At 64.8% G+C, this 14,836-nt stretch carries 15 protein-coding genes; 8 read left to right on the forward strand and 7 right to left on the reverse strand.

Translation table 11 applies throughout. The annotated features are described in order from the left end of the window. Positions 1–3: 3 nt before the first annotated feature. Positions 4–420, forward strand: coding sequence for a helix-turn-helix domain-containing protein (locus tag AB0J29_RS25010; RefSeq protein ID WP_364790826.1), 417 nt, complete (start codon positions 4–6; stop codon positions 418–420). 29 nt (positions 421–449) lie between these two features. Here the strand turns inward: AB0J29_RS25010 and AB0J29_RS25015 are convergent, their stop codons facing one another. Then, complete coding sequence (locus AB0J29_RS25015; protein WP_364790831.1) at positions 450–2,210, reverse strand: ABC transporter ATP-binding protein; 1,761 nt, start codon at positions 2,208–2,210, stop codon at positions 450–452. Between the two features lie 81 nt (positions 2,211–2,291). Here AB0J29_RS25015 and AB0J29_RS25020 point away from each other — a divergent pair, with 81 nt between their 5' ends. Beyond that, positions 2,292–2,768: a MarR family transcriptional regulator gene (locus AB0J29_RS25020; RefSeq protein WP_364790834.1), complete on the forward strand. Its 477-nt coding sequence runs from the start codon at positions 2,292–2,294 to the stop codon at positions 2,766–2,768. A gap of 329 nt (positions 2,769–3,097) precedes the next feature. On the opposite strand, the gene AB0J29_RS25025 is transcribed toward AB0J29_RS25020, so the two are convergent. Next, entirely contained in the window at positions 3,098–3,952 is an 855-nt protein-coding gene (locus AB0J29_RS25025) for a bifunctional 5,10-methylenetetrahydrofolate dehydrogenase/5,10-methenyltetrahydrofolate cyclohydrolase (RefSeq protein WP_364790837.1), read from the reverse strand. A 280-nt stretch (positions 3,953–4,232) separates the two neighbouring features. Between AB0J29_RS25025 and AB0J29_RS25030 the strand changes: the two genes are divergently transcribed. Continuing rightward, complete coding sequence (locus AB0J29_RS25030) at positions 4,233–5,108, forward strand: YdcF family protein (protein WP_364790840.1); 876 nt, start codon at positions 4,233–4,235, stop codon at positions 5,106–5,108. A 109-nt stretch (positions 5,109–5,217) separates the two neighbouring features. Further along, on the forward strand, positions 5,218–6,018 hold the full coding sequence (locus AB0J29_RS25035; protein WP_364790843.1) for a putative protein N(5)-glutamine methyltransferase: 801 nt from the start codon (positions 5,218–5,220) through the stop codon (positions 6,016–6,018). 9 nt (positions 6,019–6,027) lie between these two features. On the opposite strand, the gene AB0J29_RS25040 is transcribed toward AB0J29_RS25035, so the two are convergent. Next, positions 6,028–6,858 (reverse strand): SDR family NAD(P)-dependent oxidoreductase, encoded by an 831-nt coding sequence (locus AB0J29_RS25040; protein ID WP_364790846.1) that lies wholly within the window; start codon positions 6,856–6,858, stop codon positions 6,028–6,030. A gap of 56 nt (positions 6,859–6,914) precedes the next feature. Further along, entirely contained in the window at positions 6,915–8,486 is a 1,572-nt protein-coding gene (locus tag AB0J29_RS25045; RefSeq protein WP_364790849.1) for a succinic semialdehyde dehydrogenase, read from the reverse strand. A 163-nt stretch (positions 8,487–8,649) separates the two neighbouring features. Here AB0J29_RS25045 and AB0J29_RS25050 point away from each other — a divergent pair, with 163 nt between their 5' ends. After that, on the forward strand, positions 8,650–9,345 hold the full coding sequence (locus AB0J29_RS25050) for a TetR/AcrR family transcriptional regulator (protein WP_364790852.1): 696 nt from the start codon (positions 8,650–8,652) through the stop codon (positions 9,343–9,345). Between the two features lie 5 nt (positions 9,346–9,350). Here AB0J29_RS25050 and AB0J29_RS25055 read toward each other — a convergent pair whose 3' ends face one another. Both AB0J29_RS25055 and AB0J29_RS25060 read right to left on the reverse strand, forming a co-directional pair. Continuing rightward, positions 9,351–10,421 carry a PDR/VanB family oxidoreductase gene (locus tag AB0J29_RS25055; protein ID WP_364790855.1) on the reverse strand — a complete coding sequence of 357 codons (1,071 nt, stop codon included), beginning with the start codon at positions 10,419–10,421 and terminating at the stop codon, positions 9,351–9,353. Beyond that, positions 10,418–11,281 carry a metal-dependent hydrolase gene (locus tag AB0J29_RS25060; protein WP_364790858.1) on the reverse strand — a complete coding sequence of 288 codons (864 nt, stop codon included), beginning with the start codon at positions 11,279–11,281 and terminating at the stop codon, positions 10,418–10,420. Before AB0J29_RS25060 ends, AB0J29_RS25055 begins: the two co-directional genes overlap by 4 nt. Positions 11,282–11,385: 104 nt before the next feature. Between AB0J29_RS25060 and AB0J29_RS25065 the strand changes: the two genes are divergently transcribed. Then, on the forward strand, positions 11,386–12,060 hold the full coding sequence (locus AB0J29_RS25065) for a TetR/AcrR family transcriptional regulator (protein ID WP_364790861.1): 675 nt from the start codon (positions 11,386–11,388) through the stop codon (positions 12,058–12,060). A 7-nt stretch (positions 12,061–12,067) separates the two neighbouring features. Here the strand turns inward: AB0J29_RS25065 and AB0J29_RS25070 are convergent, their stop codons facing one another. Then, positions 12,068–13,561 (reverse strand): NAD(P)/FAD-dependent oxidoreductase, encoded by a 1,494-nt coding sequence (locus AB0J29_RS25070; protein WP_364790864.1) that lies wholly within the window; start codon positions 13,559–13,561, stop codon positions 12,068–12,070. 162 nt (positions 13,562–13,723) lie between these two features. Here AB0J29_RS25070 and AB0J29_RS25075 point away from each other — a divergent pair, with 162 nt between their 5' ends. Both AB0J29_RS25075 and AB0J29_RS25080 read left to right on the forward strand, forming a co-directional pair. Further along, a complete protein-coding gene (locus AB0J29_RS25075; protein WP_364790867.1) occupies positions 13,724–14,242 on the forward strand; it encodes a hypothetical protein in 519 nt (172 codons plus the stop codon). Further along, positions 14,239–14,814, forward strand: coding sequence for a DUF3558 domain-containing protein (locus tag AB0J29_RS25080; protein WP_364790870.1), 576 nt, complete (start codon positions 14,239–14,241; stop codon positions 14,812–14,814). The genes AB0J29_RS25075 and AB0J29_RS25080 overlap by 4 nt, the downstream gene beginning before the upstream one ends. Positions 14,815–14,836: the final 22 nt, after the last annotated feature.

Raw genomic sequence — 14,836 nt, forward strand, 5'->3', positions numbered from 1 at the left:
CCGATGGATACCATTGTCGACTGCTCCGGCTCCGACAACCTGGTCAAGAGCTATCTGACCAACTGCCCGGCGCGCGAAGTGCTGACGGTGCTCGCCGACAAATGGGTGCTCCTGGTCCTCGGTGTGCTGCGCATGGCGGGCGAGCCGGTGCGCTTCAACGATCTGCGCCGTCGACTCGACGGCATCACCCAGAAGATGCTGACCCGCACCCTGCGCAACCTGGAGCGCGACGGACTGGTCCACCGCGCCGTCTATCCCACCGTCCCGCCGCGCGTCGAGTACTCACTGACGGAATTGGGCGCCAGTCTCGGGGAACTCAGCCACGCGATGGGGGTCTGGTCGGTGCGCCACCAGGGCGAAATCCTCTCCGCCCGCAACGAATTCGACACCCGCGCCACAACCGACCCCGAACCTGTCTGAAGGGCCGCACCTTTGTCGGGTGCGGCGGCTCAGGCGGCTCGGAGGAGGTCCGCACCGGAGGACAGGGCGGCGTAGCGGCCGTCGGAATCGATGAGCTCGCGGTGGGTGCCGCGCTCGACGATGTGGCCGCGGTCGAGTACGACGATCTGGTCGGCATCGCGGATGGTGGAGAGCCGGTGCGCGATGGTGATGGTGGTGCGACCTTCCGACAGCGCGTCGATGGCGGCCTGCACCTCTTGCTCGGTCCGGTTGTCCAGTGCGCTGGTGGCTTCGTCGAGTACCAGGATCGGCGGATTGCGCAGGATCACGCGTGCCACCGCCAAGCGCTGCTTCTCGCCGCCGGAGAAACGGTAGCCGCGCTCGCCGACCAGCGTGTCGTAGCCGTCCGGCAGACTCGCGATCTGGTCGTGGATCTGCGCGGCCCGGGCCGCCGCGTGCAACTCCTCGTCGGTCGCATCGGGTTTGGCGAAACGCAGATTGTCCGCGACCGAGGCATGGAACAGGTAGGTCTCCTGCGAGACCACACCGACGGCGGCCGCGAGATCGGCGAAGGACAAGTCCCGCACATCGATTCCGTCGATCTCGACCCGCCCGGATGTCACATCGTAGAGTCGTGCCACCAGGTAGCCGAGTGTGGTTTTGCCCGAACCGGTTTCGCCGACGATGGCTAGACTGGATCCGGCAGGGACGGTGATATCGATGTCCTGCAATACATCCCGCATTCCGGATCCATAGGTGAAGCCGACGTGCTCGAAGCGGACCTCGCCCCGCACGCCCGAATCCGGTACCGGCACCGGATTCATCGGTTCTTCGATATCCGGCGTCAGGTCCAGGTATTCGAAGATCCGGCCGAACAGCGACATCGAACTCTGGACCTCCACGCCGGTGTACAGCAACTGCACCATCGGCCGCAGCAGGCTCGTCTGCAAGGTCGTGAAGGCAACAAGGGTGCCGATCGACACCAGCGGATGTCCCGCCGCCACAGTCAATCCCGCCGCCCAGTAGACGATCGCGGGCATGGCCGCCATGACGATCTGAATCGTCGACTGCCGCCACCTGCCGGCCATGCCGGACCGGATCTCCAGGTCCACCAGTCCACGCGATTCCTTCGCGAAATCGTCGACCAGCGTGGGTGCGCGACCCATCGTGCGCCCGAGCAGAATGCCGCTCACCGAGAGCGACTCCTCCACGATCGCCGACATGCCCGCCAATTTCTGCTGCCGTTGCGCGGTGATCTTCCTGCGTTCGTCGCCGACGCGCCGACTGATCCAGACGAAGAACGGCAGCATGATCAGTGAGACCACGGTGAGCCGCCAGTCCAGGGCGATCATGGCGATCACCGAGGCGATGACCGTGGTGAAGTTCGAGACCAGTGAGGTCGCGGTCGAGGTGACCGTCGATTGCATGCCGCCGATATCGTTGGCGATACGCGACTGCACCTCGCCGGTGCGGGTGGTCGTGAAGAACGACAACGGCATTCGCTGCAATTGCGCATACACCGCGGCGCGCAGATCGTGCATGACCTCTTGACCGACCGCGGTGGAAATGTAGGTCTGGAGCACACCGAAGATGCTCGTGAGTGTGGCGACCGCGACCATGCCCACCGCGAGTGCGGTGAGCAAGCCGGTGCGACCGTGTGGCAGCGCGTTATCGAGGATGCCACGCAACATGAACGGCGATGCCAGCGCGACCAGTGACGACAGACCGACGAGAGCGGCCACCAGTGCTAGACGCGCACGGTACGGGCGGAACAGCCGGACGATCCGGCGAAGCTGATGTGGGGGCTGCATAGGCGCCTCCTTCCGATGACTACGTCATGAAACTGAGGATGCCTCATAATTGTTCCAAAAACAATGAGCTATGCTCAACAAATGGATACCACGCTCGATCCCGATCTCCCCGAGCTATTCCTGCGCACCGCGAAAAGCATCCGCCGCAACCAGGTCGCCCGACTCGCACCGATGGGTATCACCCCAGGTCAGGCCCGGGCGCTCCGCATTATCGGCCACCACGACGAGCCCCTGCGGATGGCGGCGCTCGCCGATCACCTCGGCATCGTTCCGCGATCGGCCACCACCGTCGTCGATGCGCTCGAAGCCGCGGACCTGGTTTCGCGCGCACCCGACCCGACCAACCGCCGCTCAACCCTCGTAACGCTGACCGACTCCGGCCGCGCCACGCTCTCCCAGATGGCCGCAGCCCGCCGTGCGGCTGCCGAGGAGGTCTTCGCCAGTTTGAGCACCGAGCAGCGCACAACGCTTCGTGAATTGCTTGCCGCACTCGATTCGCAGGCGGCGTATCCCACTGGGACGAAGATCTCGTCGACTTCCCCACCGGCTCAGAGCTGAATCGGGGCAAGTTGGACTTTGCCTTCGGTCCGACTACGAAGGTGGAGACCGCCGCCGGAGCGCGGACGCGCTTCTGTCGCGTTGCCGGTCGCCGTCACCGAATGCACCGAAATCATCACCAAGGCAACGGATTCGGGATTCGCCCCGACTGGCGTCGATCATGCGCTCTGGCACGACGACAAACCGGTCACCCACGGCACGAAGTGGGTGATGGGCACCGACGTGCGCTACGAGCGGGAGCAATACGCGGACCCATCCGACGGATCCTGCGCGGACAGGACGGGGATGCGTGGAGCTGCGCGGGCCGAAATCCTTGGCACCGAGGCTGATCAGGCTCGGCTGGCGTTTTCGGCGGCGGTGACAACGTGGCGCATGAGGAGGGCGGTGGTTACCGGGCCTATGCCGCCGGGGACGGGGCTGAGGGCCGCAGCCTTGCCGCGGACGGTTTCGGCTTCGACGTCGCCGACGATTGTGCCGTCAGCGGATTCGTTGGTGCCTACATCGATGACGGTGGCGCCCGCGCGCACGTGTTTACCGGTGACCAGGCCGATGCGGCCGGCGGCCGCTACGACGATATCGGCTGCCGAGGTGACGGCCGGGAGGTCGGTGGTGCGGGAATGGCAGATGGTGACGGTGGCGTTTTCGGCGAGCAGGAGTTGAGCAAGGGGTTTGCCGACGATATTGGAGCGGCCAACGACGGCGACATGCCGACCGGCGAGCGGGATGTCGTGATGCTTCAGTAATTCGACGACGGCCTCGGAGGTGGCGGGGACGAAACCGTCGAGTCCGGAGGCCAGCAGGCCGAGTGAGAGCGGGCTGACACCGTCGACGTCCTTGGTGGCGGCGATGGCGGAGCTGACATCGTCGAGGGTGACACCGGTGGGCAGCGGGGTCTGCAGCATGATCGCGTCGATGGTGGTGTCCGCGCTGCGGGCGGTGAGTTCGTCGCGAATCCGTTCGATGCTCGCGGCGGCGCCGAGTTCGATGGTGTCGCAAACTATTCCGAGACGTTCGGCGGCCTTGCGCAGCGAATTCACGTACCACGCGCTGGCCGGATCGTCATTGGCCACGATCAGTGCCAGGCGCGGCGCGGTTCCGCTCGCGGTGTGCGCGGCGGCACGCTCCTTGGTGTCGGCGTTGATAGCGGCGGCGAGTTCCTTGCCGGACAGCGAAACGGTATCCACGTTGTCACACCTTATCGGCTACCTCGCGCTCCCGGTTGTGCGGCCGCAGCCGCGCGTCGCTAGCGCTCGGCTCCGCTGCGACCAAGGGGGCGCTGTGTCGATGACTTCCTCGCTGCGCTCGGTCACGGCGCGTGCCCCACGGTGTGCCCTAATGCCGGAGACAACGCCGGGCAATTACCCGAGTATGTCCACTACCAGTCGTATCGTGAGTGTGCTTGCCCACAGCTAACTGTCAGCTGACCTACCGGAATCCCGTTTCACGCGTGGAAAGGTGTCGACTGTGGTGAAGATCTCGAGGCATTGGAAACTATGGGTCGCCACCGCGTTCGCGGCCGCGACCATCACCGGACTATCCGGCACGCCCGCCAACGCTGCGCCGGAAACCGACGCCCTCTACAACTCCGCCCAGCGCGCCTTCACCGACGGCGATGAGTCCGCCGGACGCGCCGAACTCCGACAGCTGATCGCCGCCGACCCGAACGACGCGCAGGCCCTATCGCTACAGGCGATCTGGTCGCATTACGCCGATGACCTGCCCGCCTTGGCCGATTCGCTGGCCCGCCTCACCGTCGTCGACCCGGCAATGGCCCAGGCCACCAACAATGTGCTCGGCGCGATCGGCGCCGCGGTCGCAACCCTGCCGAATCCGCTGCCCGCGATCGTCGGGCCGCAGACCGGAATCGTGGTACTCGGCTACGGCCTGCTCCCGGACGGTTCGCTGCGCCCAGAACTGGTGAACCGGCTGGCCGCGGCCTGGTTGCAGGCGGTCGCCTCGCCACTTTCACCGGTCGTCGTCACCGGCGGTAATCCACAGAACGGGGTCAGCGAGGCCGAGGCCATGCGGGCCTGGCTGGTCGCCAAAGGGCTGCCCGCATCCCGGGTCAATGTCGAGAGCCGGGCCGGATCGACGGTGCAAAACGCACTGTTCAGCACCAAGATGCTGCGTGATATCGGCGCGAACAGCGCGGTCGTGGTCACCTCGCCGAACCACATCCGGCGCGCGGTCGCCGATTTCATTGTCGCGGGCACTCGGGTGGTCGGGGCGACCACCTCACTGGACCAGCTGGTATCGCAGTTGCCGCCACCGGCCAAGCAGGCGCAGCACGGCATCTATCTGGACGCGACGCGAACGTTCCAGCTCGCCACCTCGCGCTGAGCGAAATGGGTCCGAGCGTGCACTGTCTGAAGTGCCACGAATCGCCGAATCCGGCGCAAAAGTGCACGCTCGGACCCACCACACTCGCTTCACACGGCACGATATCCCGATGACAACAAGCGGAGATGTGGTCGCGCAACTGCGCGCGGCGGGCTGTGTATTCGCCGAGGACGAGGCGCGGTTGCTCACCGCCGCCGCGGCACAGACGGGTGCCGATCTCGCGGATTTGGTCGCGCAGCGGGTTTCCGGAACACCACTGGAATATCTGCTCGGCTGGACCGAATTCCGCGGCATCCGCGTGGCGGTTACCTCGGGCGTTTTCGTTCCGCGCCAGCGCACGGCCTTCCTCGTCGACCAAGCCGCCGAACTTGCTCGCGTTATGCCCGCGCAGCCTGTCGTCGTCGATATGTGCTGCGGCTCAGGCGCATTGGGTCTCGCCCTAGCGACAACCTTGGCCGCCGAAGGCCGCCCGATAGAACTCGCCGCCGCCGATATCGAACCCACCGCTGTCGAATGCGCCCGCCGCAACCTCACGCCGATCGGTGCGCACGTCTACGAGGGCGACCTCTTCGAACCGCTTCCTCGTGCATTGTGCGGCCGCATCGATATCCTGCTCGCCAACACCCCGTACGTGCCATCGGAGATGATCTCCAGAATGCCGCCCGAGGCACGCGATCACGAACCACGCATCGCCCTCGACGGCGGACCCGATGGCCTGGATATCTTCCGCCGGGTCGTCGCTGCCGCCCGCACCTGGCTCGCGCCGGGCGGTCATCTGCTGGTGGAATCCAGCCAAGCCCAGGCCCGGCCCGCGATCACCGTCCTCACCACACACGGCTTCACCGGCCGCATCGCCGAATCCGATGAGCACTACGCCACCGTCGTCATCGGCACCAAGCCGAATACGTGACGTGGGCCGCTACTTCTTGCGCCCGGTGAATTCGTCCATCGAGTGGTACACGCCAACCGAGTTCAGGAACAGATCGCGCAGCTTGATCGGCAGCAGGCCGGAGATCGCCTTGTTGAGCCGCGATGTCCACGGCAAGATCACCAGTGGCGCGCCCGCCTTCATTTCCCGCCATGAGGTATCGACGACATCGGCCTGCTCCAGAATCGGTGTGAACAGGAAACCCTTTGCGCCATCGAACATTCCGGTGTTGATATAGGTCGGACAGACTGTGGTGATCCGCACGTGGTGGTGGCCCGCCTGTTCGAGTTCGATGCGCACCGAATCGGACCAGCCGAGCGCCGCCCACTTCGAGGCCGCATACACACTCATGCGCGGATTGGAAACCAGACCCGCCGACGATGCGATGGTCATGACGCGCGACGCACCCGTGCCGCGTACCATCGCGGGCAGAAATTCGAGCGTAATGTACATCGGCGCAAGGGAATTGATCGCCATGGTCTTATCGATATCGGCGCGATCGGTGGTCTCCCAGAAGTAGCTGTTGCCGCGCACGATGCCCGCATTGTTGATCAGGATGTCGATATCGCCGACCTCGGCGCGCACCGCCGCCGCGGCCTCGCTGATGGCTTCTTGCGCGGACACGTCGACAACATAGTGATGAATGGCGACACCGCGACCGGACAACTCGACCGCGGTCTCCTTCAGCGCGGATTCGTTGACATCCCACAGCACCACCGCGGCGGCCCCCTCGCGCACCGCACGCTCGGCGAACTGCTTACCGAGGCCCATAGCCGCGCCCGTGACCAGGACCTTCTTATCCGCAACCGTATCCAGTTTCATCCGTTCTCATCCTGCTTCTTTATTAAATAGATTGCAGCGCACTGCTTTTGGCCCGATCACTTCTGACGCAGTGCCTTCATGACGCCGAAATACAGCGTCATGGTCTTCGCCCACAGTTCCTCGGACATGCCGGGCAGCGGTGCGATCGGGAGCACCCGCTGCACCGCGATCGTCTGGGTGTCGATGTACTTCAACAAGCCCTCGGGACCGTGCCGACGCCCGGTACCCGAAATGCCGAGCCCACCCGATGGCGCGTCCGCACTACCCCAGGCCGCGATGAAGCCCTCGTTCACATTCACCGAACCCGCGTTGATACGTGCGGCTACCTTGCGACCTCGAACGACATCCTTGGTCCAGACACTCGCATTCAGCCCGTACGCGGTGTCATTGGCCTGCTCGACCGCCTCGTCGTCGCTGCCGACCCGATAGATCGACACCACCGGCCCGAAGGTCTCTTCCCGATACACCGCCATCCCGGGGCGCACCCCGGTCAGCACAGTCGGCTCGTAGAAGTACGGTCCGAGATCGGGACGTGCCTTCCCGCCCACCAGTACCTCGGCGCCCTTCGCGAGGGCATCGTCGACATGCGCACTGACGGTGTCCACTTGGCGCTGGAACGTCAAAGATCCCATATCGCACGAATAGTCGAGCGCACCGCCCAATTCGATCGCCCGCACATGCGCGACGAATTCGCCGACGAACTGGTCATACACCTTGTCGTGTACATAGATGCGCTCCATCGACTCGCACAGCTGCCCAGCCGAGGCGAAGCAGGCCCGAATCGCGATCTTGGCCGCCCGGGACACATCCGCATCGCCCAGGACCAACAGCGGATTCTTGCCACCGAGTTCGAGCGAATAGCCGATGAGCCTTTCCCCGGCCTGCTGCGCAATGGTCCGGCCAGTGGCACTGGATCCGGTGTAGTCGACGTAGTCGGCGCGCGCGATCACCGCACTACCGATCACCGAACCGCGGCCGAGCACCGCCTGCCAAAGTCCATGCGGCAGCCCGGCACGCTCGGCGGCATCGATGGCCCACAGCGCGGTCAGCGCGGTCTGGTTGTCCGGGCGCGCGACCACGGCATTTCCGGCCACCAATGCAGGCAGTGCATCAGAGACGGCCAGGGCCAGCGGATAGTTCCACGGCGAGATCACCGCGACCACGCCCTTGGGCCGCTGCCGCACATCGACTTGGGTCAATACCGGCAGCACACCGCGCGGCCTGCGGGTCGCCAACAGCTTCGGCGCGACCGACGCGTAGTACCTGGCATTGACCGCGACATCGCCGACCTCGTCGAAGGCGTGCGCCCGCGACTTACCGGTCTCGGTTTGCACGATATCGAGGATGGTGGCCTGTTCGGCCAGCACGATGTCGTGGAATTTCCGCAGCACCGCGACCCGATCGCGGACCGAGCGCCGCGCCCATTCTCGCTGCGCGGTGCGCGCGGTCGCGAAGGCGGCCTCGATATCGCCGGTCGAGGACTGCGGCAGATCCGCGATCTTGCGCCCGGTCACGGGCGCGAATACCTCGACCGCGGCGGCACCGCCCGCGATCGCACGATCTAGCAGAGGTTGCACCAGGGCCGCGGGCAGGGCCATCGGTTCGGTCAACTGGCGGGCGGTCGTCATTGTCGGCCCTCTCCTTGGTCGGGCGCCTGTGCTGGACGAGGCGGTAAGCCGGTTCATCTATTTCCTGAACACTAGTGTTAGATTAATGCGGGTGCCACGCCGCGTGTCAAGCTGTCGGGTGTGGAACACACACGGGCCAGGCTTCGAGTTGTGAGGCGTCACCATGTCCACTGACAGTTCCCAGACGAAGAGCGCGGTCCGGCGCGGCCGACCACCGCAGACCCGGGAGCAGGCCGAGGAGGTCCGCGCCCGCATCGTGCTCGCCACCGCGGCGGTATTCACCCGCGGCGGCTCGCGCGGACTCAGCGTCGCCCAGATCATCGAACAGGCCGGACTGGCCCGTCCCACCTTCTACCGCTACTTCGGCAATGCCACCGAACCGCTGCACGTCGTGTTGGAGGCATCCAACAAGGGCCTCGTCGACGGCATCCGGACGGCACTGACCGGTCCGGACGAACCTGTCGAACTCGGCATCCGTCTCATCGACGCCTACCTCGGATGGGCCCGCGGGCACGGTGCGATGCTGCGCCCGCTGTTCGCCGAACTGCACGATCCGGCCTCACCGGTATCGGCCTATCGCGAGCAGGCATTGGACGACATCCGCGCGCTGGTGCGTGAAACATTCACGGAATTGGGCCGCGTGATCCCCTCGCCGCTGGATCTCGATGCGGCCCTGCATGTTTGTGAGTACGTGGTCTACCGCATCTCGGCAGGTACCGCGCCCGGCGCCGAGCCGGACGCGGAAACCGTTGCCGCCGCTCGGCTGACCATGATCCGCGTGCTGCTCACCACGCTCGGCACCCGCGCCGATCTCGAATATGCCATGACATTGCCCGGCATCTTCCCGGCCGCGGAATGAACCGTCTACAGATCGAGTTCGAGTTCGCCACCGCGAGAACGCAATACGCAGGTGAGCATCGCATCGGTCCGCTCGCCGGGCAGTAGCGCCCGGTCTCGATGGTCCACCTCACCGGCGAGCACACTCGCCCGGCACGTCCCGCAGAAGCCCTGCTGGCACGAGTAGGCGACGCCGGGCACCGCCCGCCGGATCGCGGACAGCGCGGACTCATCGGCCGCAACATCGGCCTCGGTTCCAGTGCGGCACAATCGAATATGGAACGGTGTGCCGTCGCTGACCGGTGCCGCCGAGAAGCGCTCGGTGTGCAACGAGGCCGTCGGATCGTGCAACAGGAGCACTTTGCGCGCGGCTTCCGCCAATCCTGATGGTCCGCAGACATATACCGCAGCACCGGTCGGTGTCTGTTCGAAGATCATCCGCGGATCCGGCACCCCGAACTCGTCATCGGGTCGCACCACCACATCACCACCGGTGAGGTGGGCCAGCTCGTACAGGAACGGCATTCGCGCCCGCGAGCGCCCGAAATACATGAGCCGCCATGGTATTCCGGCACGTTCGGTGGCGGTGACCATCGGCAGAATCGCCGTGATCCCGACACCACCCGCCACGAAGAAATACTCCGGCGCGTTGATGAGCGGGAAAGCGTTGCGCGGTCCACGTACGCGCAGCCGGTCGCCGACGCGCAGCTGCTCGTGGATCTCGCGGGAACCACCGTCGCCATCGGCCATGTACCGCACCGCGATTCGGTAGCAGCTGCGATCATCCGGATCGCTGTTCAGCGAGTACTGCCGCTGCCGCCCCGAGGGCAGGAATACATCGATATGAGCGCCCGGCATCCAGGCGGGCAGGTCCGCGCCGCCCGGATCGCACAGGGTCAGGCTGACCACATCGTCGGCCTCGACCTCGATTCCCATGATCGCCAGCTCGAAATCGTAGCCGGTGTGGCGCACCGGCTGAGGCCGCGAAAGTAGCTGCGCCGCTTTCCCTTCGGTGAATACCCGCCTATAGGTGTCCACCGCCGACGCGATCATCCGCAGCCCGGAACCCGGCCGGAACTGCTCCTCCACGGCGGTCATGTCCGTGCCGCCGGCGACTGCGCGAGGTAGCGCAGTGCGTTATCCATCGGACCGAGTTGGGAGGGATGGAATCCCGGCCGCAGATAGCGCGGAATCTCGGTGATGAAGGTGGTGATGCTCGGCACCACGCCGCGCAGCGAGGCGCTGGCCATCTGTAGCGGCCACCACCGGCCCTTATTCGGCGACGGGTCGTGATGGAACAGGTAGGCGCTCGAAATCACGAACAGCGCGAGCAATCCCGAACTGGCGATCAGCGCCTGACGCGCCTTGCGGGCATAGCCGCCGTCGAGATACATGTACGCGTCGTAGACCACGCTGCGATGTTCGACCTCCTCGGCGCCGTGCCAGCGGACGAGATCAAGCATTGCCGGATGCATCCCCTTGGCCGCCAATGTGTCATTGGTCAGTAGCCATTCGCCGATGACGGCCGTGTAGTGCTCCATCCCGGCGAACAGGGCCAGTCGCTCACACAGCCATTCGTGTTTGGCCCGGCCGGACAGTCCGTGGTCGCCGAGCAACCGATCGATCAGCCAGGCGACGCGATCCACCATCGGGCCGACCTCGAGTCCAAGGCGCTCCAATTGGTGGCGAGCCTTTTCATGAGAACCGGCGTGCATCGTCTCCTGACCGATGAAGCCGCGGACCTCTTCCCGCAATCGTTCATCATCGATCAGCGGCAGCGCCTCGGCCAGCGCCTGCGCCATGGCGCGCTCGCCCTCGGGGAGCACCAGGTGCATCACATTGATGATGTGGGTGGCCATGACTTCGCCGGGAATGTAGTGCATCGGCACCGAATCGAAATCGAAGCTGACGTCCCGCGCGTTGATGGCATGAGCCTGATCGGCGTAAGCAGTGCCCATCTGATGGTCCTCACGTCTGGTCCCTGAACGATCAATGTATTGCCGACATCAAATGCTGTCAACATCACATGATGTCAACTTCCTGGCTATGGGAGGATCAAGCCATGAACGACGCCGTTTCCGATGGATCGATACCGGGTATGCGCCGCTGGCGCGGCACACCCCCGGCCGACCGAATCGCCGCGCGCCGCGAACAACTCGTCGAGGCCGCCATCGAGTTGATGGCCACGATCGGTGCCTCCGACATCTCCATGCGCGGGGTCTGCAGACAGGCCGGACTCACCGAGCGCTACTTCTACGAGAGCTTCCCGAATCTGGATACACTGCTCACCGCGGCATTGGAAACGGTCGTTCTCGGTGCCCAGGAACGGCTGCTCGCGGCGCTGGCCACCGCGCCGCCCGAACCGGAGAAACTATTTCGCCATGCTATTGCGGCATTCACCGATTATCTGATCGAGGATCGCCGCCGCGGCCAGATCATGTTCGTGGAATCGCAGGCCACGCGGATGCTCGGCGACCGAGGCAACGAGCTGATCGAACTGTTCACCGCCCCGATCGCCCTGACGATCGGATTGGGCGGCGACGGACCGCCGACCCCACCGGACCAGTACGAGAACAGCCTCAACTCGAACGCCATCTTCGGCGCGATGGCGTATATGTACCGCCCGTGGCTGGACGGCACCATCGATATTCCGCGCGAACGGTTCGACGACCACGCGACCAGCGTATTGCGCAAGATCGCCACCGCGCGGTCGTCCGAGCCCCAGGAAGCGCACTGACCTGGCATTACCCCTGCGTGGACACCGGATCCCGATCCCGCGACCGTTCGAACACCATCGCGCGATCGGTGATCTTGCCGTGGCGCAACGTAATCAGATCGCGTAGATAATTCATGCGCAGGCGCCACGGCGCCTTGGTGCCCTGGATCGGGAATTGGCTCGCGGCGCGTTGGACGTAGCCCGGATTGAAATTCAGGAATAGCGAGGCCGCGCCGACGGATGGATCGCGCACCGGTGTGCACCGGGCGTATCCGTTGTCGTACATGTGGCGCAGCAGCCGAACGACGTACTCGCACACCAGATCCGCCTTCAGCGTCCACGAGGCGTTGGTGTATCCGATGATGTACGCGAAATTCGGCACATCGGAGAGCATCATCGCCTTGTAGGCCATATGTTCCGAGAGGTGTACCGGCCGTCCGTCGACGGAAAGCTCGATGCCGCCGAAGGCGAGCAGATTCAATCCCGTTGCGGTGATGATGATGTCGGCATCGAGGGTCGCGCCGGAGGTCAGGGCCAGACCCGTCTCGGTGAAAGTCTCGACCCTATCGGTCACCAGATCCAACCGGCCCTTGCGGATCGCGCGGAAGAAATCGCCATTGGGCGCCAAACAAAGTCGCTGATCCCACGGGTTGTAGGTCGGTGTGAAGTGGGTATCGATGTCGTAACCCTCGGGCAGCCAGCGCCGCTGCCAGCCCTTGATCCGCTTGCGCATGGATTGCGGATACCGTTGGCTCAGTTGGTAAATCGCGGTGGCCAGCGCGACATTCTTGGCCCTGGCCACCGTGTACGCGGCGCGGGACGGCAGATATTCGCGCACCTTGACGGCGAGGTCGTCGCGGGCGGGTGCGGAGATGATGTAGCTCGGTGAGCGCTGCAGCATCGTCACATGCGCGCCCTGGTCGGTCAGCGCGGGTCCCAGTGTCACCGCGGTTGCGCCGCTGCCGATCAGCACCACGTGCTTACCCGCCACGTCGAGATCGCTCGGCCAGTGCTGCGGGTGGATGATCGGCCCTGCGAAACGCTCGGTACCCGAGAAATCCGGGGTGTAGCCCTCGTCATAGCGGTAGTAACCGGAGCAGCAGAACAGGAATCCGGCTGTGTGAGTGACAGTTTCGCCGGTATCGGTACGTTCGGCGCGAACCGTCCACCTGTTGTCCCGCGACGACCATTCGGCGCCGACGACCCGATGACGGAAGCGGATGTGGCGGTCGATCCCGCTTTCGGCGGCGGTGCCGCGCACATAGTCGAGAATGTCCGCGCCGTCGGCGATCGACTTATCCCCCAGCCACGGACGGAAGCGATAGCCGAGGGTGTACATATCGGAATCGGAGCGAATTCCCGGATAACGGAACAGATCCCAGGTGCCTCCGATCGAGTCGCGGCTCTCCAGAATCGCATAGCTCTTCCCCGGGAAAGCCCGCCGCAGGTGATACGCCGCGCCTATGCCGGACAGTCCGGCACCGATAATGAGCACATCGACATGCTCGCCAGCGATCGGCATCGATCTCATCCTCCGATATTCGGCGGCGCGATTCGCACCAACTCCACCTCCAGCCTATCCGTTGCGGTTTGCCTTCGGAGACAACACCCTTGGCATCGCTTCTGGACATACGACCAACATCAACCGATACGCGAGTTTGCGAAGTAGCTCACATTTGTCCGGGTGGTCGAGAAGGAGCGCGCGCCGACTGCCCGAGAACGCCCGGTTTCGCGGATCTGCGTTTCGACGGAACCGTCCTACTGGCGCGTGCGTCTCTATGATCAGACGGGACTACTAGAAGGGGTGACCGCTATGGCTGCAGACAGCCTGTTCGGCGGGTGTATCGAGGATGCGAAGACCGGGGCGCTGAAGGTGCGGATGGAGCCGCAGGCGTTTCTGGATATCGACGCGGCCTGCCAGAACTTGATCATCGACCTGTCCTCGGCCCAGAACGACGCGCGTGCCCTCGGCGAGCGGTCGACCTGGGGACTCGGCGAGGGCAACCCGCGCCTGACCTCAGCGATCGAGCTGGTGAAGCTGTTCAGAGAGAAGGCCTTCGGCGGCCCGAACAACGCCTACGACGCGATCGGCGACTACATCGCGGTTGCGACAGAAATCCAGACGCTGTTCAAGGCCATCCGTGACGCCTATGAGCGCACCGATGAGGACTTCGCCAGCCGGATGCGCGAGATCCACATATGAGGATCCGCGCCGAGCGCTCTACGAGAGTGGGCCTGCTGATCGCGGCTGCGGCCATCGTCCTCGCGGCATGCGGTGGTGGAAGCAATTCGACATCGACCTCGACGTCCGCCGCTGTCACGTCCAGTACCTCGGCGACACCGCCCAGCGCAGCGAACACAGGATTCGACCCCTGCACCGCGCTGACGCCCCAGTTCCTGTCCGAACACCAGTGGAATGCTCGCACTCCCACGCCCAAGCAGGATTCGACGGGCAATTCCCACTGGAAGGGCTGCTTGTACGTCGCGCAGAGCACATACACATTCCGTGTCCAGACAACCGATGGAACTCTCGCCCAGGTTCGCGAAAAGTTCCCCACCGCAACCGAACTCACCATCGACGGCCGCAAGGCCCTACGCTACGAGGCCCGCCCCGACGTCCCCGGCGGCTGCACTATCACTGCCGATATGAAATCCGGCTCCCTCTACATCCTCGTGGACGACCCGCGCGGCCTCCACCCCCGCAAACTCTCCCCGTGCGATAACGTCACCGAAATCGCCGAAGCCGTCGTCCCACTCCTCCCCCGAGGCAGCTGATAGTTGGCGATCCAGGGCGAAC

Origin of the sequence: Nocardia sp. NPDC049707 (genome assembly GCF_040674855.1) — a bacterium.
Lineage (GTDB): Bacteria > Actinomycetota > Actinomycetes > Mycobacteriales > Mycobacteriaceae > Nocardia.